Source organism: Nocardia sp. GTS18 (genome assembly GCF_013839555.1).
In the GTDB taxonomy this organism is placed as follows: Bacteria; Actinomycetota; Actinomycetes; order Mycobacteriales; family Mycobacteriaceae; genus Nocardia; species Nocardia rosealba.
Genome location: NZ_JACBIU010000003.1, coordinates 127,965 through 152,226 on the forward strand (window position 1 = coordinate 127,965; position 24,262 = coordinate 152,226).

Below are 24,262 nucleotides of genomic sequence, written 5' to 3' on the forward strand. Positions count from 1 at the left end.
TCGCCTAGTGTGTCCTGACACAGTACGAATCTGTGGCGGCAGCAGTGACGTAGCCCGTGGGTGCACCGGGCGGGCGGCTGCCGGTTCGGCGTGTGCGGCCGGGTTGCCCGGCGCCGTCGGATTCTGGTGAATTACTCCCGAGTACGAGATTTTGACGGAATCTGGTCCGGTTTATTATCGAAACGAATACGCTTCAGTCGTCTACGGGCGCGTGTGTCGGGTGTCGGGGTTGACGATGGAGGTCGGGAGATAACCGAGTCATTGCTGGTTGTGTGGCGACGAGCTGGAATGTCGCGATCGTGTCATAGCCGATCGCACTGAATTCCGGTGTGAGCGGGCGGATTTCGGGCAGGGTGCCCGGGGTTGGCCGTCCGTGCGCCGATCCCCGACCCGGTGCGAGCCGGGGGAGTTCCGAGAGTTTTTCGCGGCTGCGTGGCGTTACCCGCGGCCGGTAGATGGAAGGCAGTGTTGCAATGACCAACCCCACTCCGGCGTGCGCGCAGATCGATCAGCTGGCGGCGCTGGTGGCGACGGTCGCGGCGATGGAACCGGCACGGACCGCCGTCGGATTCGACGGCACCTCGGTGTCCTACGCGGAGCTGGATGCCCAGCTCACACTGATGGCGGAGCTCACCGGCGGCGCGCTCGACCCCGAGACGCTCGTCCAGGTCGTGCTCGCCGAGCTGTTTCCGGGGGTTGTCGACGCGGCCGAGGGCACCTTCGGGCGCTTGCTGAACACACTGGCCGCCGACGCGATGACCGTGCTCGGGATCGAGGCGCCTGCCGCCGGGGCGACGCTGGTCGACCGGTTCGCCGAGCAGCTGGCGCGCACTCCGGATCGGGTGGCGGTGCAGTTCGGTGACCAGACGCTGACCTATGCCGAATTCGATGCCAGGGTCCGGGTGCTGGCCGATCGGCTGGCCGGGCTCGGTGTCGGCCCGGAGTCGCTGGTCGGGTTGGCGATGCGGCGCAGTGTCGAGTTGATCGTCGCCGTGCACGCGATCGTGCGGGCGGGCGGGGCGTATGTGCCGCTGGACCCGGATCATCCGGTGGACCGGTTGCACTACGTGCTCGAGGTGGCACGGCCCGTCGTGGTGGTGACGCGGGCGTGCGACGAACCGGATCTGGGTGGCGCGGCGGTGTTGCGCACCGACGACGTCGACTGGTCCGCGGTACCGGCGGAGATCATGTTGGGAGCGCAGGCTGGGAACACGGCCTATGTCATCTTCACCTCCGGTTCGACCGGTCGGCCCAAGGGTGTCGCGGTGACCCACAGTGCGATCGTGGCGAACCTGGACTGGCGTCAGCGCAGCTATGCGATGACCGAAGACGACGTGGTGCTCCAGAAGACCCCGTACACCTTCGACGTGTCGGTGTGGGAACTGTTCTGGCCCTTGCAGATCGGTGCCCGGCTGGTGATCGCCGAACCGGGCCGTCACGGTGATCCCGCCTACCTGGCCGACCTGATCGCCCGCCACCGTGTGACGGTGACCCACTTCGTGCCGTCCATGCTGGCCGCCTTCGTCGGTGAGCTGGCCGAGGCCGCGACGGTCGCGGATCTGTCGTCGTTGCGGATGGTGTTCGCCTCCGGTGAGGCATTGCCCGCCGCGACCGCCGCGCGGCTACGCAAGCTGTCGGCGACGGCGCTGCACAACCTGTACGGGCCGACCGAGGCGGCGGTCGACGTCACCGCACACGAGGTGACCGAGGCCGACGAGGTGTCGGTGCCGATCGGTGGGCCCGCCGACGACACCGGGTTGCTCGTGCTCGACGAGAACCTCGACCAGGTGCCCGCCGGGGTGGTCGGTGAGCTGTATCTGTCGGGTGTGCAGTTGGCTCGTGGCTATGTGGCGCGGCCCGGGCTGACCGCCGACCGGTTCGTCGCCAACCCCTACGGCGAGCCCGGTGAACGCATGTATCGCACGGGTGATCTCGTGCGGCAGCTGCCCGGCGGTGCCGAGCTGGAATACCTGGGGCGCACCGACTTCCAGGTGAAGCTGCGTGGGTTGCGGATCGAACTCGGCGAGATCGAGGCCGTGCTCGCGGCGCACCCGCGCGTCGGCAACGCCGCGGTGGTGCTGCACCGGCACGCGGCCGGTGAGGCGCTGGTCGGGTATGTGGTGAGTGTCGACGGGGAGCCTGTCGACGAGGCCGAGCTGGTGGCGCATGCGAAGGCATCGATGCCGGAATACATGGTGCCCTCGCTGCTGGTGCAGTTGCCCGCGATGCCGATCAATGCGAGCGGCAAGCTGGACCGGAAAGCATTGCCCGAACCCGACTTCCGTGTGGCCGCGGCCGAGTTCCGTGCGCCGGTGACCGCGACCGAGCAGGCGGTGGCGGCGCTGTTCGCCGAACTGCTCGACGTCGAGACCGTCGGCCTGGACGACGACTTCTTCCGGCTCGGCGGCAACTCCCTGATCGCCACCCGGGCCATCGCTCGCCTGCACGCGAACTTCGGTGTGCGCGTAGATGTTCGGGACTTCTTCGACAGTCCCACCGTCGCGGTTCTCGCGTCGTTGATCGATGCTTGCGATGCCGACGAGAGGCCGGCTCTCGTCGCAGGCCCCCGCCCCTCCGTTCTGCCGCTGTCGCCCGCTCAACAACGCATGTGGTTCCTGAACCGCTTCGACCCGACCACCGGCGCCTACAACATCCCGATCGCGGTTCGCCTCTCCGGTGCGCTCGATCATGCGGCCTTGCGTGCGGCCGTCCGCGACCTGATCGCCCGCCACGAAGTGCTACGGACCGTCTACCCCGAGGTGGACGGGGTCGGGACGCAGGTTGTGCTCGACCCCGCCGAGGCTTACGAGCTGCTCGTCGCCGAGGCGGCGGGCTGTGCACATGCCGGGGCATCGGCCCCCGGCGGCGGTAGCCACGGTGTCGCGGAACCGGCGCTCGGCGCCGCGGCTGCGGGTTGCGGTGCTGTCGGTGGCGAAGGCGTTGGTGCGGCGCTGTTGGAACCGATTGTTGTTGCAGCGGACGAGCTGCGGGAGGTAATCGCGGGGGAGATCCTGCGCGGTTTCGATGTGGCGGTGGCGCCGCCGGTGCGGGTGCGGTTGTTCGAGGACGACGGGGATCACGTGCTGGTGCTCGTGGTGCACCACATCGCGGCCGACGGGTGGTCGGCGGGGCCGCTGGTGCGCGACACTATGGCCGCCTATCAGGCACGGACCAGTGGAGCGGCGCCCGCGTGGGAGCCGCTGGCGGTGCAGTACGCCGATTACACGCTGTGGCAGCGGGCCGTGCTCGGCGAAGAGGACGATCCGGCTTCGCAGGCGGGGCGGGAGATCGCGTTCTGGCGGGCGGCGCTGGCCGGTCTGCCGGACGAGTCGGGGTTGCCGACCGATCGGCCGCGCCCAGCGACCGCCTCGATGCGTGGGCAGCGGGTCGAGTTCAGCCTTGACGCCGAGTTGGTCACGGCGCTGAATGCTGTTGCCGCCGAACGCGGCGCGACGCTGTTCATGGTGTTGCACGCGGCATTGTCGGTGCTCATCGCCCGTCTGTCGGGCAATGTGGATGTGGCGATCGGCAGCCCTGTCGCCGGGCGCGGTGCCGCCGAACTCGACGATGTGATCGGCATGTTCGTCAACACCGCGGTGCTGCGCACCCAGGTGCGCGCCGGGGAACCGTTCGCCGAGCTGCTCGGCCGCGTCCGGGCCGACGACCTGGCCGCCTTCGAACACACCACCCTGCCCTTCGAGCGGCTCGTCGAAGTGCTGGCGCCTACTCGTTCGGCCGGTCGGCACCCCCTGTTCCAGGTGGCGTTGTCGCTACAGAACCTGCCCCTGACCACCTTCGAACTGCCCGGCCTGCGGGCAAGCGCGGTCGACCTGCCCTACGACATCGAGAAGTTCGACCTGTCGGTGACATTGCGCGACGCTGCGGCCGATGGTCTGTCCGGCGAATTCTCCTACGCCACAGAACTGTTCGACGTGTCGACGGTTACCACGATGGTGCGCCGCTTCACCGGACTGCTCTCCGCGATCGCCGCCGCACCGCATACCCCGGTAGCCGATCTGCCGTTGCTGATCGACACCGAACTCACCGAACTCACCACCCGCAGCGGCGGTTTCGCCGAGCCCGCACCCCTGCTGCCCGAAGTTCTTGCCCGTGCCGCCGCCGACCCGGCCGCTATCGCCATCCGCCACGGCGGACAGACCCTCACCTACGGCGAACTCGAAGCCGCCGCCACCAGCTTGGCCGCCCGGTTGGCCGACCACGGCGTGGGCCCGGGAGATGTTGTCGCCGTCAGCATTCCGCGCTCGGCAGCGTCGGTGACCGCCGTGTGGGCCGTCATCAAGTCGGGCGCAGGCTTCCTCCCGGTCGACCCGAACTACCCGGCCGACCGCATCACCCACATGCTCGCCGACTCCGGCGCCGCCGCAGGCATCACCACCGACGAGCTCCGCGCGGACCTACCCGCCGCCGTGGACTGGCTGGTCGTCGACCGCGCCGCCGTGTACACGGACACGCACGCCGTTCCCGATGTCACCGCGCCGAGGCTTGTCGAGGGTGATGGTGGATTCGGCGCGGCGGACGTTGTCATCGACGGGTTCGATGCGTCGGGTGATGCTCGGAGGCCGCATCCGCTCGACCCGGCCTATGTCATCTACACCTCCGGCACCACCGGTCTGCCCAAGGGTGTGGTGATTCCGCACGCGGCTGTCGCCGCCTACCTGCCGGTGCAGGCGGGACGGTATCGGGCTGCGGCGGACGCGCGGGTCCTGCATGTGGCGTCGCCGTCGTTCGACATCTCGGTGGCCGAGCTGCTGCTCACCGTCAGCGCGGGAGCGACCATGGTCGTCGCGCCGAACGGGGTGTTCGGTGGGGCGGAGCTGGGTGAACTGTTGCGGGTCGAACGGGTGACCCATGTGGTCATCACGCCGTCGGCGCTCGCGACGGTCGATCCGGTGGGGCTCGCCGATCTGCGGGTCGTCGTGGTGGGTGGTGAGGCGTGTCCGGCGGAGCTGGTGGCACGGTGGACGGCGGCGATTCCGGGGTTGGTGTTCCGCAACGGGTACGGGCCGACCGAAACCACGATCGTCACCAATATCAGCGAACCACTCGGCGCCACAACGCCGATCACCCTCGGTGGTCCCGTGGAGGGGACCACCGAATTGGTGCTCGACGAGCGGCTGCGCCCGGTGCCCGCCGGTGTCGTCGGTGAGCTCTACATCGCGGGCGCGCAGTTGGCGCGCGGCTACCATCGTCGGCCCGCGTTGACGGCGAGCCGGTTCGTCACCAACCCGTACGGCGCGCCGGGGGAGCGGATGTACCGCACCGGCGACACCGTCCGCTGGGTGCGCCTCGGTGACTCCTACGACCTGGAATACCTGGGGCGCAACGACTTCCAGGTGAAGGTGCGTGGGTTCCGGATCGAACTCGGTGAGATCGACGCCGTCCTCGCCAAGTACCCGACGGTGCGTTTCGCCGTCACGATCGGGCACCGCACCGAGGCTGGTGCGACCCTGCTGGTGTCCTATGTGGTGCAGGCCCCCGAGGCCGCTGTCGACACCTCGGAGTTGCTCGCGCATTCCGCCGCGCATCTGCCCGCGCATATGGTGCCCGCCACGATCATGACTCTGGACGAGGTGCCGCTGACCCCGGTCGGCAAACTGGATCGTTCGGCGCTGCCCGCTCCCGTATTCGAAGCCGCCGTCTACCGCGCGCCCGTCACCCGTGCCGAACAGGTAGTCGCGGACGCGTTCGCCGAGGTCCTCGGTCTGGAACGGGTCGGCCGCGACGACGACTTCTTCGAGCTCGGCGGCAACTCGCTCCTCGCCACCCGCGTGATGGCCCGCATCGGCACCGACCTCGATATCCGCATTCCGGTGCGGCAACTGTTCGACACCGCCTCGGTCCGCTCCCTGGCCGACGCCGCCGAGCGGCTGCGCGGCACCGGCGTCGGTCCGGCCCTCGTCGCGGGCGTGCGCCCCGACCCGCTGCCGCTGTCCCCGGCCCAGCAGCGCATGTGGTTCCTCAACCGCTTCGACCCCGGTTCATCCGCCGACAACATCCCGATGGCCGTGCGCCTCACCGGCGACCTCGACGTGCCCGCTCTGCGCGCAGCCCTCGTCGACGTCCTCGACCGCCACGAGGTCCTGCGCACCCGGTACCCCGAACGCGACGGCCACGCGATCGCCGAAATCCTCCCCACCCCGGGTCTTCTCCCTGACATCCACCCCGAGGTCCTCTCTACCGACGACCTCCCCGACGCGATCCGTACCTTCGCCAACGCCGGCTTCGAACTCACCACCGACGCACCCCTCCGCATCGCCCTGTTCCGCGTGCGCGACACCAGGGAAGCGCCGACCAGCGGGTACGGTCCGATCGATACGTCAGCGCGCTCCGGCGAGGAACCGCTGCTTGCCGATCCCGTGAGTACCGGTGCGGCACTGCAAGTTACGGGTGTATCGACGGGCGTGCCTACGATGCTTGACGGGGACGCGCCCACCGACGACGGCGTGAGGTCCGGTGCGGCGCAAGCCGGTACGGTGGAGTTCACCGCGGAGGCGCTGCTGACTGCGCAGGAGCAGTTCGGCGGAGACGCATCGGCCGGTGTCGGTCAGATCCCCGGAGAAGCACGGGAAGCTGCTGTGTCGGTTGACGGCGCAGCGGAGTACGTGCTGGCTATCGTGCTGCATCACATTGCGGCGGACGGATTTTCGTTCGGTCCGTTGATCCGCGATGTGCTCGCCGCGTACGGGGCGCGGGCTGTAGGGGAGGCTCCCGCGTGGGAACCGCTGAGCGTGCAGTACGCCGATTACGCGGTGTGGCAGCATGCGGTGCTCGGCACCGCGGCCGACCCCGGATCGGTGGCTGCCCAGCAGCTTTCGTACTGGCGTAAGACGCTGGACGGGCTGCCGGAGCAGTTGGAGTTGCCTGCCGACCGGCCGCGGCCTGCGGTCGCCTCGCGCAGAGGAGCGGTGCACGCGGTCGAATTCGAGGCCGAAACGCACCGTGCGCTGGCCGAATTCGCGCGGGCGCACGGGGTGACGGTGTTCATGGCCGTGCACGCGGCGTTCGCCGTGTTGTTGGCGCGCTTGTCGGCGACCACCGATATCGCCATCGGCACGCCGGTGTCGGGGCGTGGGCACCGCGCACTCGACGACCTGGTCGGCATGTTCGTCAACACCCTGGTTCTGCGCACCGAGGTGGCACCCGCGACGCCGTTCGCCGAGCTGGTCGCGCGGGTCCGTGACACCGATCTGGCGGCCTTCGGGCACGCCGATGTGCCGTTCGAGCGGCTCGTCGAGGCGCTCGACCCGGTGCGTTCCACGGCCCGCAACCCCCTGTTCCAGGTGATGCTGTCGCTGAACGAGGACACCGCGCGCGAACTCGTCCTGCCCGGCCTGACGGTCGGTGGCGTCGACCTGCCGACCACGGTCGCCAAGTTCGACCTGGAACTCACCCTCACCGAACACCGCGACGAGAACGGCGCTCCCACCGGACTTTCCGGCGCCTTCCTCTACGCCACCGATCTGTTCGACGCGGCGACCGTCGCCGGATTCGCCACCCGCCTGCACCGCGCCCTCACCAGCGCCCTGACGGACCCCACGCGCCCGGTCGGCGACATCGACCTCCTCGACGACACGGAACGCACACAACTGCTCGCCATCGGGGACGCGCCCTCTGCGGCTGGTTCCGCCCTGATAACGCAGTCGACCGACCGGGCGGTGGTCGACGCTGCCGCTCAGGAAGACTCCGCCGCTGCTGCTTCCGGCCTGGCAGCGCAGTCGGGTGACCACGTCGCGGCCGCCCGTGCCGCCCGAGCGCCCGCCGCTACCGCCACCCTGGCTTCGCTGTTCGCCGACCAGGTCGCGGCCAGCCCCGGCGCAACAGCTCTCATCCTCGATGCCGAACCCGCGGGAGTAGCGCGCGGTGCGGATCTTGCGGACACAGCGGTAGCCCTTGATGCGCAGCAGCCCGTGGTCGGGTCACGCAGTGTGGATCGCGCTGCGACACCGATCGTTTCCGATGCCGAGCCCGTCGTCGAGCCCAACCGGGTGGGCGGTGTGGGGACTTCGGTCTTCCATCACGCAGAGCGAGGTGGGGCAGGGTGTGGCAGTGGTGCCGACAGCGCGGTAGCGATGGGCGGTCCGGTATCGGTGCGGTTCACGTATGCCGAGTTCGGTGAGAGGGTTGCTCGGTTGGCCCGGCATCTCATCGGGCTTGGTGCGGGGCCGGGTTCTCTCGTGGCCGTGGCGATGCGGCGTGGTGTCGAGCAGTTGGTCGCGGTGCACGCAGTGCTGGCCGCCGGGGCCGCTTACGTGCCGGTGGATCCGGATCATCCAGCTGACCGAACCGCGTATGTGCTCGCTCAGACGGCACCGGTGTGTGTGCTTACCGTCGCCGGAAGTGGTGTCGGCGTGGGTGAGGCGGTCGAGGTGGACACCCTCGATCTGTCGGCGCTGTCGGGTGATCCGATCGTCGACGAAGAGCGCTGTGCCCCACTGCGTCCCGACAATCTCGCCTATGTGCTGTTCACCTCCGGTTCGACCGGTCGGCCCAAGGGCGTGGCGGTACCGCACCGCGCGGTGGTGAACCAGCTGCGGTGGTTGCAGAGCGCTTATCCGCTCTCCGCCGATGATGTGGTGCTGCAGAAGACGCCCTTCACCTTCGACGCCTCGGTGTGGGAGCTGTTGTGGCCCTTGCAGGTCGGGGCCCGACTGGTTCTGGCCGCGCCCGACGGGCATCGCGATCCGGCGTACCTGGCCGCCGCGACTGCCCGGCACAGCGTGAGTGTGGTGCAGTATGTGCCTTCGGTGTTGACCGCCGTGATGGCGGAAACGACCGGAACCGTGGGCGACCCGCACGATCGGTCCGGCGACGTTTCCCGGGGGCAGAGCGCGCTGCGGCTGGTGTTCGCCGGCGGTGAGGCGCTCACCACCGAACTGGCGCGTACCGTCCGCGAACGCACCAACGCCACGGTGGTGAACCTGTACGGGCCCACCGAAACCGCCATCCAGGTCACCACCCACCGGTTCGCCGACGACCAGGGTGCGACCGTGCCCATCGGTTCGCCTGTCGCCGAAACCCGTGTGTACGTGCTCGATTCGCGCCTGCACCCGGTCCCGGCCGGTGTGCCCGGCGAACTGTATGTGGCCGGCGCCCAGCTCGCCGACGGCTACCACGGTCGCGCCGACCTCACCGCCGAGCGTTTCGTCGCGAACCCGTTCGGCACCGGCGATCGCCTCTACCGCACCGGTGACCTCGTCACCTGGCGCACCACGTCCACCGGCCCCGCCCTGCACTACCTGGGCCGCACCGATTTCCAGGTGAAACTGCGTGGCTTGCGCATCGAACCCGCCGAGATCGAAGCCGCCCTCACCACGGTTTCCGGCGTTCGCCGCGCGGTGGTCGTCGTCCGCTCGGACGACGGCAAGCCCGACCAGCTCGTCGCCTACATCGTCCGCGACAGCACCGAAGCCGAACCCGTCGCGGCTGCCCGGCGAGCCTCTCCCTCAGTCGGGGTCATCCCGGCCGGAGGTGCGCAATCAGCTTCGACTGCAGCCGGTTCCGTACCGACAGGCGGTGCGCAATCAGCCTCGACCGAAGCCGGTGTCGACGGCACAGTCTCGGGTGCGCCCGACCGTGACGCCTGCACTCCGGCGGATCTCGACGCCGCTGTCACCGCCACCCTGCCCGCCTACATGGTGCCGGGCGCCTACGTGTTCCTCGACGAACTGCCGCTCACTGCCTCCGGCAAGCTGGACCGCCGCGCACTGCCCGCCCCACAGGTGCGCCGCACCGTTCACCGGGAGCCCGCGACCACGACCGAACGCATCGTCGCCGCCACCTTCGCCGGCGTGCTCGAACTGGACCGGGTGGGCGCCGACGACGACTTCTTCGCGCTCGGCGGCAACTCCCTGCTGGCCACCCAGGTGGCCGCACGCCTCGGCGCCGCGCTCGATGCGCGCGTCGCGGTCCGTCAGCTGTTCGAGGCGAGCACCGTCAGTGGCTTGGCACAGCGCCTGGACACTCTGCGTGGCACCGGGAGCAGGCGCGGGCCGGTGGCGGGTCAACGCCCGCAACGGATCCCGTTGTCGCCCGCGCAGCAGCGCATGTGGTTCCTGCACCGTTTCGACCCGGAGTCCGCCGCCTATCACATCCCCGTGGCCATCCGCCTCAGCGGTGAACTCGACGTTCCGGCGCTGCGCGGCGCCTTGGGCGACCTGGTCTTCCGGCACGAGACCCTGCGCACCACCTACCCCGAATTCGACGGGCAGGCAACGCAACTCGTCGGCGACCCGTTCGTTCCCGAGTTCACGGTCTCCGACGTTTCCGCCACCGACGTGTCCGGCGCCGTCGCGCAGGTGCTGTCGGGCGGTTTCGACATCACCGCCGAGGTGCCGGTGCGCGTCGCCCTGCTGCGCGTGACGCCGACCGAGCACGTGCTGGTGCTCGTCGTGCATCACATCGCCGCCGACGGCTGGTCGATGGGCCCGCTCACCCGTGACCTGGTGGCCGCCTACGCCGCCCGCGCCACGGGCAGCGCGCCGCAACTGCCGCCGCTCACGGTGCACTACGCCGATTACGCGCTGTGGCAGACCGAGGGGCTCGGCAGCGTCGACGATCCGGACGCACCGCTGGCCCGCCAGCTCGACTACTGGCGGCACCGCCTGGCCGCGCTGCCCGACGTCCTCACTCTGCCGACGGACCGCCGTAGGCCGCTGATCGCCTCCGATCGCGGGGCCACCTTCATCACCGCCTTCGACGCGCACTTGCACCGGGGGATCGAGGAATTGGCTCGGGCGCGCCGGGCATCCACGTTCATGGTGCTGCACGCGGGCCTCGCGGTGTTGCTGGCCAGGCTGTCGTCGGGGTCCGACATCGTGGTCGGCACCCCGGTGGCCGGGCGCGGTCATCGCGAACTCGACGACATCGTCGGCATGTTCGTCAACACGCTCGTCCTGCGCGCCGAGGTGCGCGGCGGAACCGGATTCGCCGACCTGCTCGACCAGATCCGCGCCGGTGACCTCGATGCCTTCGACAACGCCGACGTCCCGTTCGAAACACTCGTCGATGCGGTGAACCCCGCACGCTCGCAGGGCTATTCGCCGCTGTACCAGGTGTCGCTCGCCCTGCAGAATCAGCGGCGCGCCGCGTTCGAACTGCCCGGGCTCACCCTCTCGGGCCTCGAACTGCCGGACGCGCCGATCGAAGTCGACCTGGACTTCACCTTCGTCGACCGGTTCGACGCCGACGGCGAGCCCGACGGTCTCGATCTCGAATTGCGCTACGCGACGGACCTTTTCGACGCCGAGACCGTCGCGACGATGGCTGCCATGCTCGAGCTCGTGCTCCGCGCGGCCGTGCAGGCTCCGGCGACACCCGTCGGCGACCTCGAACTGCTCGCCGAACCGGTCCGCGCCGAGTTGGTGGCGGGCCCGCACGGCGAGGTGGTTCCGCTCGAGCGGGAGCTGGCCGAGCTGGGCATCGGCGCGCCGCTGGCCGCCCATCTGCTCGATGCGGCGGCCGCGCGCGATCCGCAGGCGATAGCGGCCGTTTTCGAGGACACCGAGATCACCTACGGTGTGCTCGCGGCCAGGGCCAATCGCCTGGCGCGCAGGCTGATCGAGTGCGGTGTCGGGCCGGAAACGCCGGTCGCCGTCGCTGTTCCGCGCGGAATCGACCTGCTGGTCGTGTTGCACGGTGTGCTCGCCGCCGGTGGCGTGTACGTGCCGATCGACCCGGCCCAGCCCGCCGACCGCATCGGCCACGTACTGGCGACGGCGGCACCACGATTGGTCGTCGCCGCCGAGGCGAGCGACCTCGATCACGTGGACGCGGGCATCCGGTCCGCCACCGCCTCGGTGCATTTCGCGGCCGCCTCGCGGTCCGGGTTCCCGGTGCTCACCGTCGCTCAGCTCGAAGACCCTGCGCAGGTCCCGGTGCCGGGTACTCCGGTCACCGATGCCGAGCGCCTCGCACCGCTGCTGCCGGACCATCCGGCGTATGCCCTGTTCACCTCCGGTTCCACCGGTCTGCCCAAGGGCGTGCTCATCACCCACCGGGCGGTGATGAACGAATTGTGCTGGCTGCGCGGGGAATACGCGTTGACCGCTGAGGATCGCCTGCTACAGCGCGCCCCGCTGACCTTCGACGTGTCGCTGTGGGAACTGCTGGCCCCGGCGTTGCTCGGCGCCACCCTGGTGCTGCTGCGCCCCGGCGGCCACCTCGACCTCGCCTATCAGGCGCGGGTACTGCGCGAACAGCGGGTCACCGTGGTCGAACTGGTGCCGTCGGTGCTGTCGGCGATGCTCGCCGAAGGGCTCGGTGACGCCCTGCGCGGCCTGCGCATGCTGCATGTGGGTGGCGAGGAACTGCCCGCCCCGCTCGCGGCGACGGTGCTGGCCACGCTGCCCGTCGAGTTGCACAACACCTACGGTCCGACCGAGGTGGCGATCACCAGCACCTTCCAGCAGATCACGGCACCGGTCGAACAGACCGAACTGCCCATCGGTAGGCCCACCTGGAATGTGCGCGCCTACGTCCTCGACGAGCGGCTGCACCCGGTGCCCACCGGTGTGACGGGTGAGCTGTACCTGGCGGGTGCCCAGCTGGCCCGTGGCTACCTGGGGCGGCCGGATCTGACCGCCGACCGTTTCGTCGCCGACCCGTTCGGTGCGAACGGTACCCGTATGTACCGCACCGGCGACCTGGTCCGCCGCGACCGCAATGGTGCGCTGATCTACCTGGGCCGCAACGACTTCCAGGTGAAGATCCGTGGCCTGCGAATCGAGCTCGGTGAGATCGAGGCCGCCCTCGGCGACGTTCCCGGCGTCACGCATGCGACGGTGCTGCCCGCCACGGACGACTCGGGGCGTCAGTGCCTGGTCGGCTATGTAGCCGGTGCGGTCGACGCCGCGAAGGTGCGCGATCATGTGGCGAGCCGCGTGCCCGCCTACATGGTTCCCACGCATTTCGTCGTGCTGGACACAGTGCCGCTGAACTCGGCGGGCAAGCTCGACCGTGCCGCCCTGCCCGCTGCCGACCTGTCGGTCACCACCGCCTACGTGGCGCCACGTCCCGGCACCCAGGCAACGCTCGCCGAGGTGATCGCCGACCTGCTCGGCGTGACCCGCATCGGTGCCCACGACGACTTCTTCGCCGTCGGCGGCAACTCACTGCTGGCCATGCGGCTGGTCGCCCGCGCCAACGCGGCACTGGGCAGCGCCCTCGACGTGCGCGACGTGTTCGAAGCACCGACCGTGGCCGGGCTCGCCGAACGCGCCACCGACGGCGAACAGCTGCCGCCGCTGGCCGCGGTGCACCCACGTCCCGACCGAATCCCGTTGTCACTGGCCCAGACTCGTCTCTGGCTGCTCAACCGCATCGACCCCGACTCGGCCGTCTACACCCTGCCCATCGCCCTGCGCCTCACCGGTGACCTCGACATCGCCGCCCTGTGGGCCGCCCTCGCCGACGTCCTCGCCCGCCACGAGGCCCTGCGCACCGTCTTCCCCGAAGACACGGACGGCCCCACGCAGGTGGTCCTTCCGGTCGACCAGGCCCTACCCGACGCGGTACTCGAGGAGGTCCCCGAGCCGAACCTCGCCGCTGCTGTCCGCGCCGTCGTCGGGGCGGGCTTCGACCTCACCACCAAGCCGCCCCTGCGCGCGGCACTCCTGCGCCCGGTGCCCACACCGGCGAACGAACTGCCCGACCACCGCCGTCTCGCCGGGCAGTCTGCCGATTACGGGGTCGTCAGCCTCGGTGATGTCCTGCCGCACGGCGTCGACCACCACGAGGTCGGCCGTCGCGCGGGTGCCCACAACGATGACGGGTCCGGGCGCAATGGCGGCGACCGCGTCGCCACCGGCGGGGTCAACGGTACTGCCCGAGCTCTGGGCGATGCCTCGGCCGATCGAGTGTCGGGCGACGGGGCGCGGACCCAGGGGGTGACCTCCGCAGGCGGCTCCACGCGGGACCATGAGTATGTCTTCGTGCTGGCCGTTCATCACATCGCGGCTGACGGTGTGTCCATCACGCCGTTGGCGCGGGATCTCATCGCCGCGTATGCCGCGCGGACGGCGGGGGTCGCGCCGCAGTGGGAGCCGTTGCCGGTGCAGTACCCGGACTTCACGCTGTGGCAGCGGGAGGTCCTCGGCGACGCCGACGATCCGAAGTCGCGCCTGGCGCGGCAGCTGGCGCACTGGCGTGACGAATTGGCCGGGCTGGCACCGGCTCTCGAGTTGGCGACGGATCGACCACGTCCCGCTGTGCGCGCGGGGGAGGGCGCTGCCGTCGGATTCGATGTGCCCACCGAGGTCGTCGCCGGGATAGAGGCGCTGGCCCGCAGGCACGGGACGTCCACGTTCATGGTGGTGCACGCGGCATTCGCGGTGCTGCTGGCCCGGCACGGTGCGGGCGGCGATATCGCCATCGGCACGCCGGTCGCGGGACGAGCCGATGCGGCGCTCGACGATCTCGTCGGCATGTTCGTCAACACCCTGGTCCTGCGTACCCCGGTGGACGCGGGGGCGGCGTTCGCCGACCTGCTCGCCACCGTGCGTGCGGCCGATCTGCGCGCTTTCGCGCACGCGGACCTGCCCTTCGAACGGCTCGTCGACGAACTCAACCCGGTGCGCTCCACCTCGTACGCGCCGATCGTGCAGGTGATGCTCGCTTTCGAGCACCGCGACGACACCACCGTCGAACTGCCGGGCCTGCGGATCGACGAATTCGCGCTGCCCGCGGCGACCACGCAGTTCGACCTGTCGCTCGCCGTCAACGAAACCGCCGGTGCGGGTGGTCGACCGGGGATGCGCGGATGGCTGCGGTATGCCACCGATCTGTTCGACGCCGAGACCGTCGCCGCCTTCGGCGCGCGGTTCGTCCGGGTGCTGCGTGCGGTGGTCGCCGACGACGCGGCGATCGTCGGTGAGATCGACCTGCTCGACGACACCGATCGGGCCCAGCTCGCGGCCTGGAACTCCACGCACGCGCCTCTGGACACCGATGCCACGCTCGTGTCGATGTTCGCCGAACAGGCCCTTCGCACCCCGGATGCCATCGCCCTCGAATTCGAGGGGCAGCGAATCACTCACGGCGAGTTCGCTGTTCGTGTGGCTCGTCTCGCGCGCTGGCTGATCGGGGAGCGGGTGGGGCCCGGCGCCATCGTGGGTGTGGGACTGCGGCGCGGAATCGATCTGCTCGTCGCGCTCTATGCCGTGCAGGCGGCAGGTGCGGCGTACCTGCCGCTCGACCCCGACCACCCGGCCGACCGGATCGCCGATGTGCTGGCCACCGCGGCACCGGTCTGTGTGCTTGCCGCCTCCGGCTTCCCCGAAACCGGCACTCGCACCATCGATCCCGGCGAACTCGACCTCGACGACTTCGACGCCCACCCGGTGACCGATGCCGATCGTCTCCGCCCGTTGCGCGGTGCCGACCTGGCGTACGTGCTGTTCACGTCCGGGTCGACCGGAAAGCCGAAGGGTGTGGCGGTGAGCCACACCGCCATCGTCAACCGTCTCGTCTGGATGCAAAACACCTACGGGCTCACACCGGCCGACACCGTGTTGCAGAAGACGCCGATCACCTTCGACGTGTCGGTGTGGGAACTGTTCTGGCCCTTGCAGATCGGCGCCACGCTGGTGATCGCCCGCCCCGACGGGCATCGTGACCCCGCCTACCTGGCCGAGGTCATCACCCGCACCGGAGTCGGTGTGGCGCACTTCGTTCCGTCGATGCTCGCTGCGTTCCTCGCCGAACCCCGATCCGTCGACTGTGTGTCGCTGCGTTCGGTGTTCGCCTCCGGTGAGGCACTGCCCGCCGCCGATGCGCAGCGTCTGCGCGCGCTGATTCCCGGTGTGGCCGTGCACAATCTGTACGGCCCGACGGAGGCCGCCGTCGACGTGACCTTCCACGAGGTCACCGACGCCGACACCGTGACGGTGCCGATCGGCGCACCGGTCGCCAACACCGCCCTGCACGTCCTCGACGCCCGCCTGCGCCCCGTGCCCGTCGGCACACCCGGCGAGCTCTACCTCGCCGGTGTGCAGCTGGCCCGTGGCTACCTCGGCCGCCCGGACCTGTCGGCCGACCGCTTCGTCGCCAACCCCTACGGCGCACCCGGCGAACGGATGTACCGCACCGGTGACCTCGTCGTACGCACCCGCACCGGTGAACTGGAGTACTTGGGCCGCACCGACTTCCAGGTGAAGCTGCGTGGCTTGCGCATCGAACTCGGCGAGATCGAGGCGGTGCTCGGCGGTATCGACACTGTCGACCGCGCCGTGGTGACCGTCCGTGACGACGGCACCGGCCCCTACCTCACCGCCTACCTCGTCCCAACGCGCGGACAGATCGACCTCGCGCAGGTGAAAGCCCGGTTGCAGGAGGCGCTTCCGACCTACATGGTGCCGGCCGCGTTCGTCGTCCTCGACGCGCTGCCCGTGAACGCCTCGGGCAAACTCGACCGTCGGGCGCTGCCCGCGCCGGAGCTGAGGGCACGCGAATTCCGCGCACCCGCGACGGTGACCGAGATATTGGTCGCCGGGATCATCGGTGACGTGCTCGGGGCTGAGCGCGTCGGTGCCGACGACGATTTCTTCGATCTCGGCGGCAACTCACTGATCGCCACCCGGGTCGCGGCGCGGCTCGGGGCAGCGCTGGACCGGCAGGTGCCGGTGGCCCGCATCTTCGAGGCGCCGGTCGTGGCCGCGCTGGCAACCGCGCTCGATACCGAGGCGGGCCCGGCCCGGCTCGCGCTGACGGCGGGGGAGCGGCCCGCCGTGGTCCCGCTCTCGCCTGCCCAGCAGCGCATGTGGTTCCTCAACCGGTTCGACCCGGACTCGGTGGGCTACAACGTGCCCATCGCCGTCCGGTTGCGCGGCGTACTCGACACCGACGCGCTCGCGGCCGCCGTCGACGACCTGGTCGACCGGCACGAAGTGCTGCGCACCTACTACCCGGAGACCGCCGACGGTCCGGTGCAGCGCATCCTGTCGGCCGCCGAGGCCGGTGTCGCGCTGGAGATCCGCGACATCACCCCGGACGAGGTGGCCGGTGCGGTGACGACCCTGGCCGCGACCACTTTCGACGTGACCGCCGGGGTGCCGTGGCGGGTCGTGCTGTACCGCCTCGACGCCGACGAGGCGGTGCTGGCCCTGGTGGTACACCACATCAGCGCCGACGGGTCGTCGGTGCCGCCGCTGGTGCGCGACCTGATGACCGCCTACCTCGCCCGCCGCGACGGCACCGCGCCCGCGTGGGCGCCGCTGCCGGTGCAGTACGCGGACTACGCGCTGTGGCAGCGGGCCGTGCTCGGCGACGAGACCGACCCCACCTCGGTGGCCGCCCGCCAGCTCGACTTCTGGCGCACCGAACTCGCCGGTGTGCCCGACGAACTCGCGCTGCCCCTCGACCGGCCACGCCCGGCCGTGCGAACCATGGCCGGCGGCACGGTCCCGGTCGCCCTCGACGCTGCCACCCACGCCAGGCTCACCGAGCTGGCCCGCGAGTGCGGTGCCACGCTGTTCATGGTGGTGCACACCGCCTTCGCCGCTCTGCTCGGACGGCTGTCGAACAGCACCGACGTGACCGTCGGTACCCCTGTTGCCGGGCGCGGTGAGGCCGCGCTCGAAGAACTCGTCGGCATGTTCGTGAACACGCTGGTGTTCCGCACCCGGCTGCGGGCGGGAGAATCGTTCCGCCAGTTGCTGATCCGGCAGCGCGCCACCGACCTCGCCGTGTTCGCCAATGCCGACGTGCCGTTCGAACGGCTCGTGGAGGTGCTCGACCCGGCGCGTTCCACCGCCCGGCACCCCCTGTTCCAGGTGGGCTTCTCCTTCCAGAACTTCGAACGCGCCGAACTGGAGCTGCCCGGCATCACCGTGTCGGGTCTGGACACCGACGGGGAGCTGTCGCAGTTCGACCTGCACCTGATCGTCAGCGATGGCTACACGAACGACGGTGCGGCAGCCGGTGTTTCGGGCGTACTCACCTACGCCACCGATGTATTCGACCCAGAAACCGCCGCCGCCGTCGTCACGCGCCTGGAACGGCTGCTCACCGCCGTCGCCGCGGAACCGCAGACTCCCGTGGACGCCATCGACGTGCTCGATGCCGAAGAGCGCACCCGCATCCTCGACCACTGGAACGACACCAGCCACGAGATCGACCGCACGGTAACTCTTCTCGCGCCGTACCGTCACCAGGTCGCCACGCGCCCCGACGCGAGGGCCCTGATCTTCGAGGACGAACACCTCACCTACGGCGAGCTCGACACCCGGGTCAACCGCCTGGCCCGCCACCTCATCACCGACGGCGTCGGCCCCGACACCCTGGTCGCCCTGGCCATGCGTCGCTCGGTCGACCTGGTCGTGGCCATGTACGCGGTTCTCACCGCAGGCGGCGCCTACGTCCCGATCGACCCCGACCACCCCACCGACCGCATCACCCAGATCCTCACCACCGCCCGCCCCCACACGGTCCTCACGACCAGCCGCGACCGCTTCGAAATCGGCGCCGTCACCTCCGGTGAGCCGCCGGCGGCCGACGACCCGGTCGATTCCTCGGTCGCCGGGCACACGGTGCCCTCGGTGGGGGTGCGTGTCGTCCTCGTCGACCACCTCGACCTGCAGGGCTACTCGACCCACCCGGTAAGCGAGGCGGAACGACTTGCGCCGCTGCGGGATTCGAACCTGGCCTATGTGCTGTTCACCTCCGGCTCGACCGGGCGGCCCAAGGGTGTGGCGATGAGTCATGCCGGTGTGCGTAATCAGGTGGCGTGGATGATCGAGCAGTACCGGCTCGGTGCGGGGGATGTGTACCTGCAGAAGTCGGCCGCGACCTTCGACCTGTCTGTGTGGGGGTACTTCGTGCCGCTCGCGGCGGGGGCCACGCTCGTGCTCGCCTCGCCCGACGGGCACCGTGACCCGCTGTATCTCGCGGAGCTGGTCGCGCGGCAGCGCATCACGGTGGCGGACTTCGTGCCGTCGATGCTGAGTATGTTCACCGCGCACGCGGAAGCCGAGCAGCTCAGGAGCTTGCGCCTGGTGCTCGCCATCGGTGAGGCGCTCACCCCGGACACGGTTACGGCTTTCCGAGCGAAATCCTCTGCGGCACTGCACAACCTGTACGGTCCCACCGAAGCCGCCGTTTCGGTGACCGCCTGGCCCGCCGGCGACTCGACCGGGCCGACGGTGCCCATCGGCGTGCCCGAATGGAACACCCGGGTCTACGTGCTCGACGACCGGCTGCGCCCCGTCGCACCGGGTGTGGCGGGCGAGCTGTACCTCGCGGGTGACCAGCTGGCCCGCGGCTACCTCGGTCGTCCGGACCTGACCGCCGACCGGTTCGTCGCCGATCCGTTCACCGCGCCCGGCGAACGCATGTACCGCACGGGCGACGTCGTGCGCTGGACCCGCGACGGTGTGCTCGTCTACCTCGACCGGCGCGACTTCCAGGTGAAGTTCCGTGGTCAGCGCATCGAACTGGGTGACATCGAAGCGGCGCTGCGTGCCCTGCCCGGGGTGCGTCAGGCTGCGGCTGTCGTGTCGCCGAGCCCGACGGGCGACCGCCTCGTCGGTTACGCGGTGCCGCAGCCGGGCGCGGAGCTGGACCCGGCGTTCCTGCGCACAGCCGTCGGGGGTGCCCTGCCGTCGTACATGGTTCCGTCGGTCGTCGTGGTGCTGGATGCGTTCCCGCTCAACACTTCCGGCAAGCTCGACCGGGCCGCACTGCCGGCGCCGGAGTTCGTGGCCCGCCCGTTCCGCGCCCCGGTCACCCCGGTGCAGCGGGCCGTGGCCCAGGTGTTCGCCGAGGTGCTCGGCCGTGAGCAGGTGGGTCTCGACGACGACTTCTTCGAACTCGGCGGCAACTCGCTCATCGCCACCCGCGTCGCCGCCCGCCTCGGCGCGGCACTGTCCACCCGGGTGCCGGTGCGCACCCTGTTCGAGGCGACCACCGTCGCCGCACTGGCCGAGCTGCTCGCCGGCCACGCGGGCAGCGGCGCGGGCACCGCACTGGTTGCGGGCCCACGCCCGCAACGGATCCCGCTGTCGGCCGCACAGCAGCGCATGTGGCTGCTCAACCGCCTCGACCCGGAATCGGCCGCCTACAACATCCCGATCGCGGTGCGGCTCACCGGCGATGTCGACGCCGACGCCCTGGCCGCCGCCGTCACCGATGTGCTCGAGCGGCACGAGGTGCTGCGCACCGCCTACCCGGCCGTCGACGGTATCGGCCACCAGGCGGTGTGGGAGTTCGTGCCTGCCCCGGTGGTGGAATCCGTCGATCCGATCGCGGTGCCGTCGATCGTGGCCGCCGAGATCGGCAGGGGATTCGACGTGACCGTCGCCCCGCCCGTGCGGGTGCGCGTATTGCGGTGCGCCGCCGACGAAGTGGTGTTGGTCGTGGTGGTCCACCACATCAGCGCCGACGGCTTCTCCGCCGGACCACTGCTGCGCGACACCACCGCCGCCTACCTGGCACGTCACGCGGGCACCGCACCGGACTGGGCACCGCTGGCGATCCAGTACGCCGACTACACCCTGTGGCAGCGCTCCGTGCTCGGCGACGAGCAGGACCCCGAATCCCTGGCCGCCCGTCAGGTGCGGTTCTGGCGCACCGAACTCGACGGGCTGGCGCCGCTGCTCGAACTGCCCACCGACCGGCCCCGCCCCGCCGTCGCCTCCCAGCGCGGCGCCAGCGTGGAAACGGCTGTGCCACAAGAAGTCTGGCAGCGCGTTACGGCAGTGGCGCGGCGGGCGGACGCGAGTGAGTTCATGGTCGCCCACGCGGCACTGGCCGTACTGCTGGCCCGGCTCAGCGGGTCGGCCGACATCGCTATCGGCACCCCCGTCGCCGGACGCGGTGCCGCCGCGCTCGACGACCTGGTCGGCATGTTCGTCAACACCCTCGTCCTGCGCACCGGTGTGGACCCGGCCACCTCCTTCACCGCGCTGCTGAAGGAAGCCAGGCGGATAGACCTCGACGCGTTCGACAACGCCGATGTGCCCTTCGAACGCCTGGTCGACGTGCTCGACCCGGTTCGTTCGGCCGGACACAGCCCGTTGTTCCAAGTGATGCTCGCCTTCCAGAACCTGGGAGCCACACCCACCGAGGTGGTGCTGCCGGACCTCACCGTCACCGCCATCGACGCCGACGCGGCGGTCGCCAAATTCGACCTCGACCTCGTCCTGGCAGATACCGCCGACGGTGGCTGCTCGGTGCGGCTCACCTACGCCACCGACCTGTTCGACGCCACCACCGCACATCGGATGGCCGAGGCGTACGTGCGGATCCTCGACGCTGTCACCGCCGACCCGGACATCGCCGTCGGTGATGTCGACCTGCTCACCGACGCCGACCACCGAATGCTCGAAAGCTGGTGCGACACCGACCATCCGCTCGCACCGGAGACGTTGGTCGACGGCTTCTACCGGCAGGTCGTCGCGACCCCCTCGGCCATCGCGTTCGTCGACGACACGACCACCCTCACCTATGGCGACTTCGCGGACCGGGTGAACCGGCTCGCCCGGTACCTCATCACGCTCGGCGTCGGCCCCGACACCGCCGTGGCGGTGGCGGCCCGCCGCTCGACGGACCTGCTGGTCGGGTTGTACGCGGTGATTGTCGCCGGTGGCACCTATGTGCCGGTCGACCCCGACCATCCGGCCGAACGCATCGCGCGCGTCCTCGACATCGCCCGTCCCGCCTGCCTTCTCACCACCTCACGGGTCCGGGCCGACCTGCCGATCTCGATGGGCCGGGGAATCGACGTGGTCGTGCTCGACGAGATCGAGACGGCAGCACTCGCCGGGCAACCCGTCGACGACGCCGAACGCACCCACCCGCTGCGCCCCGAGCACACCGCGTACGTGATCTTCACCTCCGGATCCACCGGCCTACCAAAGGGCGTCGGGGTGCCGCACCGCGCGATCGTCAACCAACTCGACTGGATGGCACAGGAATTCGGCTTCACCGCCGGTGACACGGTCCTACACAAGACGCCAACCACCTTCGATGCCTCGATCTGGGAACTGTTCCTCGGTCCCCGCGTCGGCGCCCGCACCGTCATCGCCCGTCCCGGCGGCCACGGCGACCCGGCCTACCTGGCTGCCGTCATCACCGAACACCGCATCGACACAGTGCAATTCGCGCCGACCCTGTTGGCCGCCTACCTCGCCCACATCGGCAGAACGGACGCGGTGACGCCGGCTGCCGCCACTCGGCGGCCGTACCGCGACGACAGCCCCGACACCGGCTCGCAGACCTCGGCAGTCGCGACGAGTCGGTCGCAGGCAGACACCGGAACCGTCGGCGCCATGGTGGCGTTCGCGGCCGGTCGCTCGTCCGATGACCGTGGCCCCGGGGTCGGCAGCGTCCGCTCGCTGCGGCGGATCTTCGCCGGTGGTGAAGCGCTGCCCGCCGCACTCGCCCAGCAGGTGCGAACGGTGACCGGGGCCGAGGTCGTGAACCTCTACGGGCCCACCGAGACCGCCGTGCAGGTGAGCACCCATGTCGTCACCGACGACGACACCGTCACCGTGCCGATCGGCACACCGGTGTGGAACACCGGGCTGTACGTGCTCGATGCCCGGTTGCGTCCCGTGCCGCCCGGTGTGGTCGGTGAGCTGTACGTCGGCGGCGCCCAACTCGCCCACGGCTACGTGGGGGCAGGCGCGCTGACGGCCGAACGGTTCGTCCCCGATCCGTTCGGAGCCGCGGGCACCCGCATGTACCGCACCGGTGACCTCGTCCGCTGGCGCGGCGAAAGGGCCGCCTTGGAATACGTCGGCCGCTCCGACCTGCAGGTGAAGCTGAACGGTCAGCGCATCGAACTCGGCGAGGTCGAAGCCGTGTTGGCACGGCAGCCGGGTGTCGCGCAGGCCGCGGCCGCCGTGGTGCCGGGTACGGGTGCCGACCGGCTCGTCGGGTACGTCGTTCCCGCACGGGGGAGAAGCTCCGTCGGCTCGCCCGAGGGTGTCACAACTCCCGGAACTGTTGTCGCCCAGAGCGTCTCGGTGCTCGACACCGCGGCCCTCCGATCGGCGCTGGCCGACGAACTGCCCGGCTACCTCGTGCCGTCGGTGATCGTCGAACTCGACGAGTTCCCGGTGAACACCTCGGGCAAGCTCGATCGCGGCGCCCTCCCGGCCCCGCGCCTGCGCCAGGCCACCTACCGGGCACCCGTCACCGAGACCGAACAGCGGGTCGCCGCCGAATTCGCCAGGGTCCTCGACCTGGACCGAATCGGCATGGACGACAACTTCTTCGACCTCGGCGGCAACTCGCTCACCGCCGTCCAGCTGGCCTCGCGACTGAGCGAAACCCTCGGCACACCGGTGCCGGTGGCCTGGTTCTTCACCGACCCGACCCCGGCCGTCGTCGTCGAACGCTTGCGCGGCGACGACGCGCAGGCCGACGCCTTCGCCGTCCTGCTGCCCCTGCGCACCGGCGGCACCGGGGCACCGCTGTTCTGCATCCACCCCGTCGGCGGCCTGTCGTGGTCGTTCGCCGGTCTGACCCGCCACCTCGACCCGCAACGCCCCATCTACGGTCTGCAATCACCCGCGCTGACCGCCGACGAACCGGTGCCCGACAGCATCGACGCCTGGGCGCGCCGCTACATCGACGCCATCCGGTCGGTGCAGCCCGAAGGGCCGTACCACCTGCTCGGCTGGTCGCTCGGCGGCTTGCTCGCGCACGCGGTCGCCACCGGTCTGCGGGCCGAGGGCGAACAGGTCGCGCGGCTGGCCATGATGGACAGCTGGCTCGGTGACGGACCCGAGCAGACCCCGGCCCCGACCGTCGGCGACCTGCTCGGCGGCCTGGCGGGCGAGGACCTCGACTTCGGCATCGACGGACTCACCGCCGCCGCCGCGAACCTCGGCGGACCGCTCGCCGAACTCGACCGCGCCCGCATCGCCCGCATCATCGACGCCGCACAGGCCTCGATGAGCATGGTCGACGACTACCGTCCCCGCCGCTTCGACGGTGACCTGGTGTACTTCGCGGCCACCGTCGACGACCCGACCGGAACACACGGAGCCGCCACCTGGGCGCCGGTCGTCGACGGCGCCGTGATCTGTCACCGCATCGAGGCCACCCACTGGGCGATGGCGAACGAGCACGCGCTCGCCCGCATCGCACAGGTCCTCGACGCGACCGGCCGTGGTGAACCGGCGCCGCGGCCACGGGCGACGACGAGGGTCGATGCACGGGCGGGGGCGGGCGGCGCATAGAATCGATGAGCCGGCCGTCGTGCCTGCAGCCTGCCCCTGCGGCAGGCATCCGCGCACGTCGC

The 24,262-nt window shown here is 70.4% G+C and carries 1 protein-coding gene; it reads left to right on the top strand.

The window, feature by feature from the left end; genetic code table 11:
- Nucleotides 1-473: 473 nt before the first annotated feature.
- A complete protein-coding gene (locus tag HYG95_RS24665) occupies nt 474-24,200 on the top strand; it encodes a non-ribosomal peptide synthetase (RefSeq protein ID WP_255495005.1) in 23,727 nt (7,908 codons plus the stop codon).
- The last annotated feature ends 62 nt before the right edge of the window (nt 24,201-24,262 follow it).

What these genes read in the sequence shown, in the direction of transcription:
- HYG95_RS24665 (WP_255495005.1), top strand. Translation starts at nt 474, where the DNA reads ATGACCAACCCCACTCCGGCGTGCGCGCAGATCGATCAGCTGGCGGCG.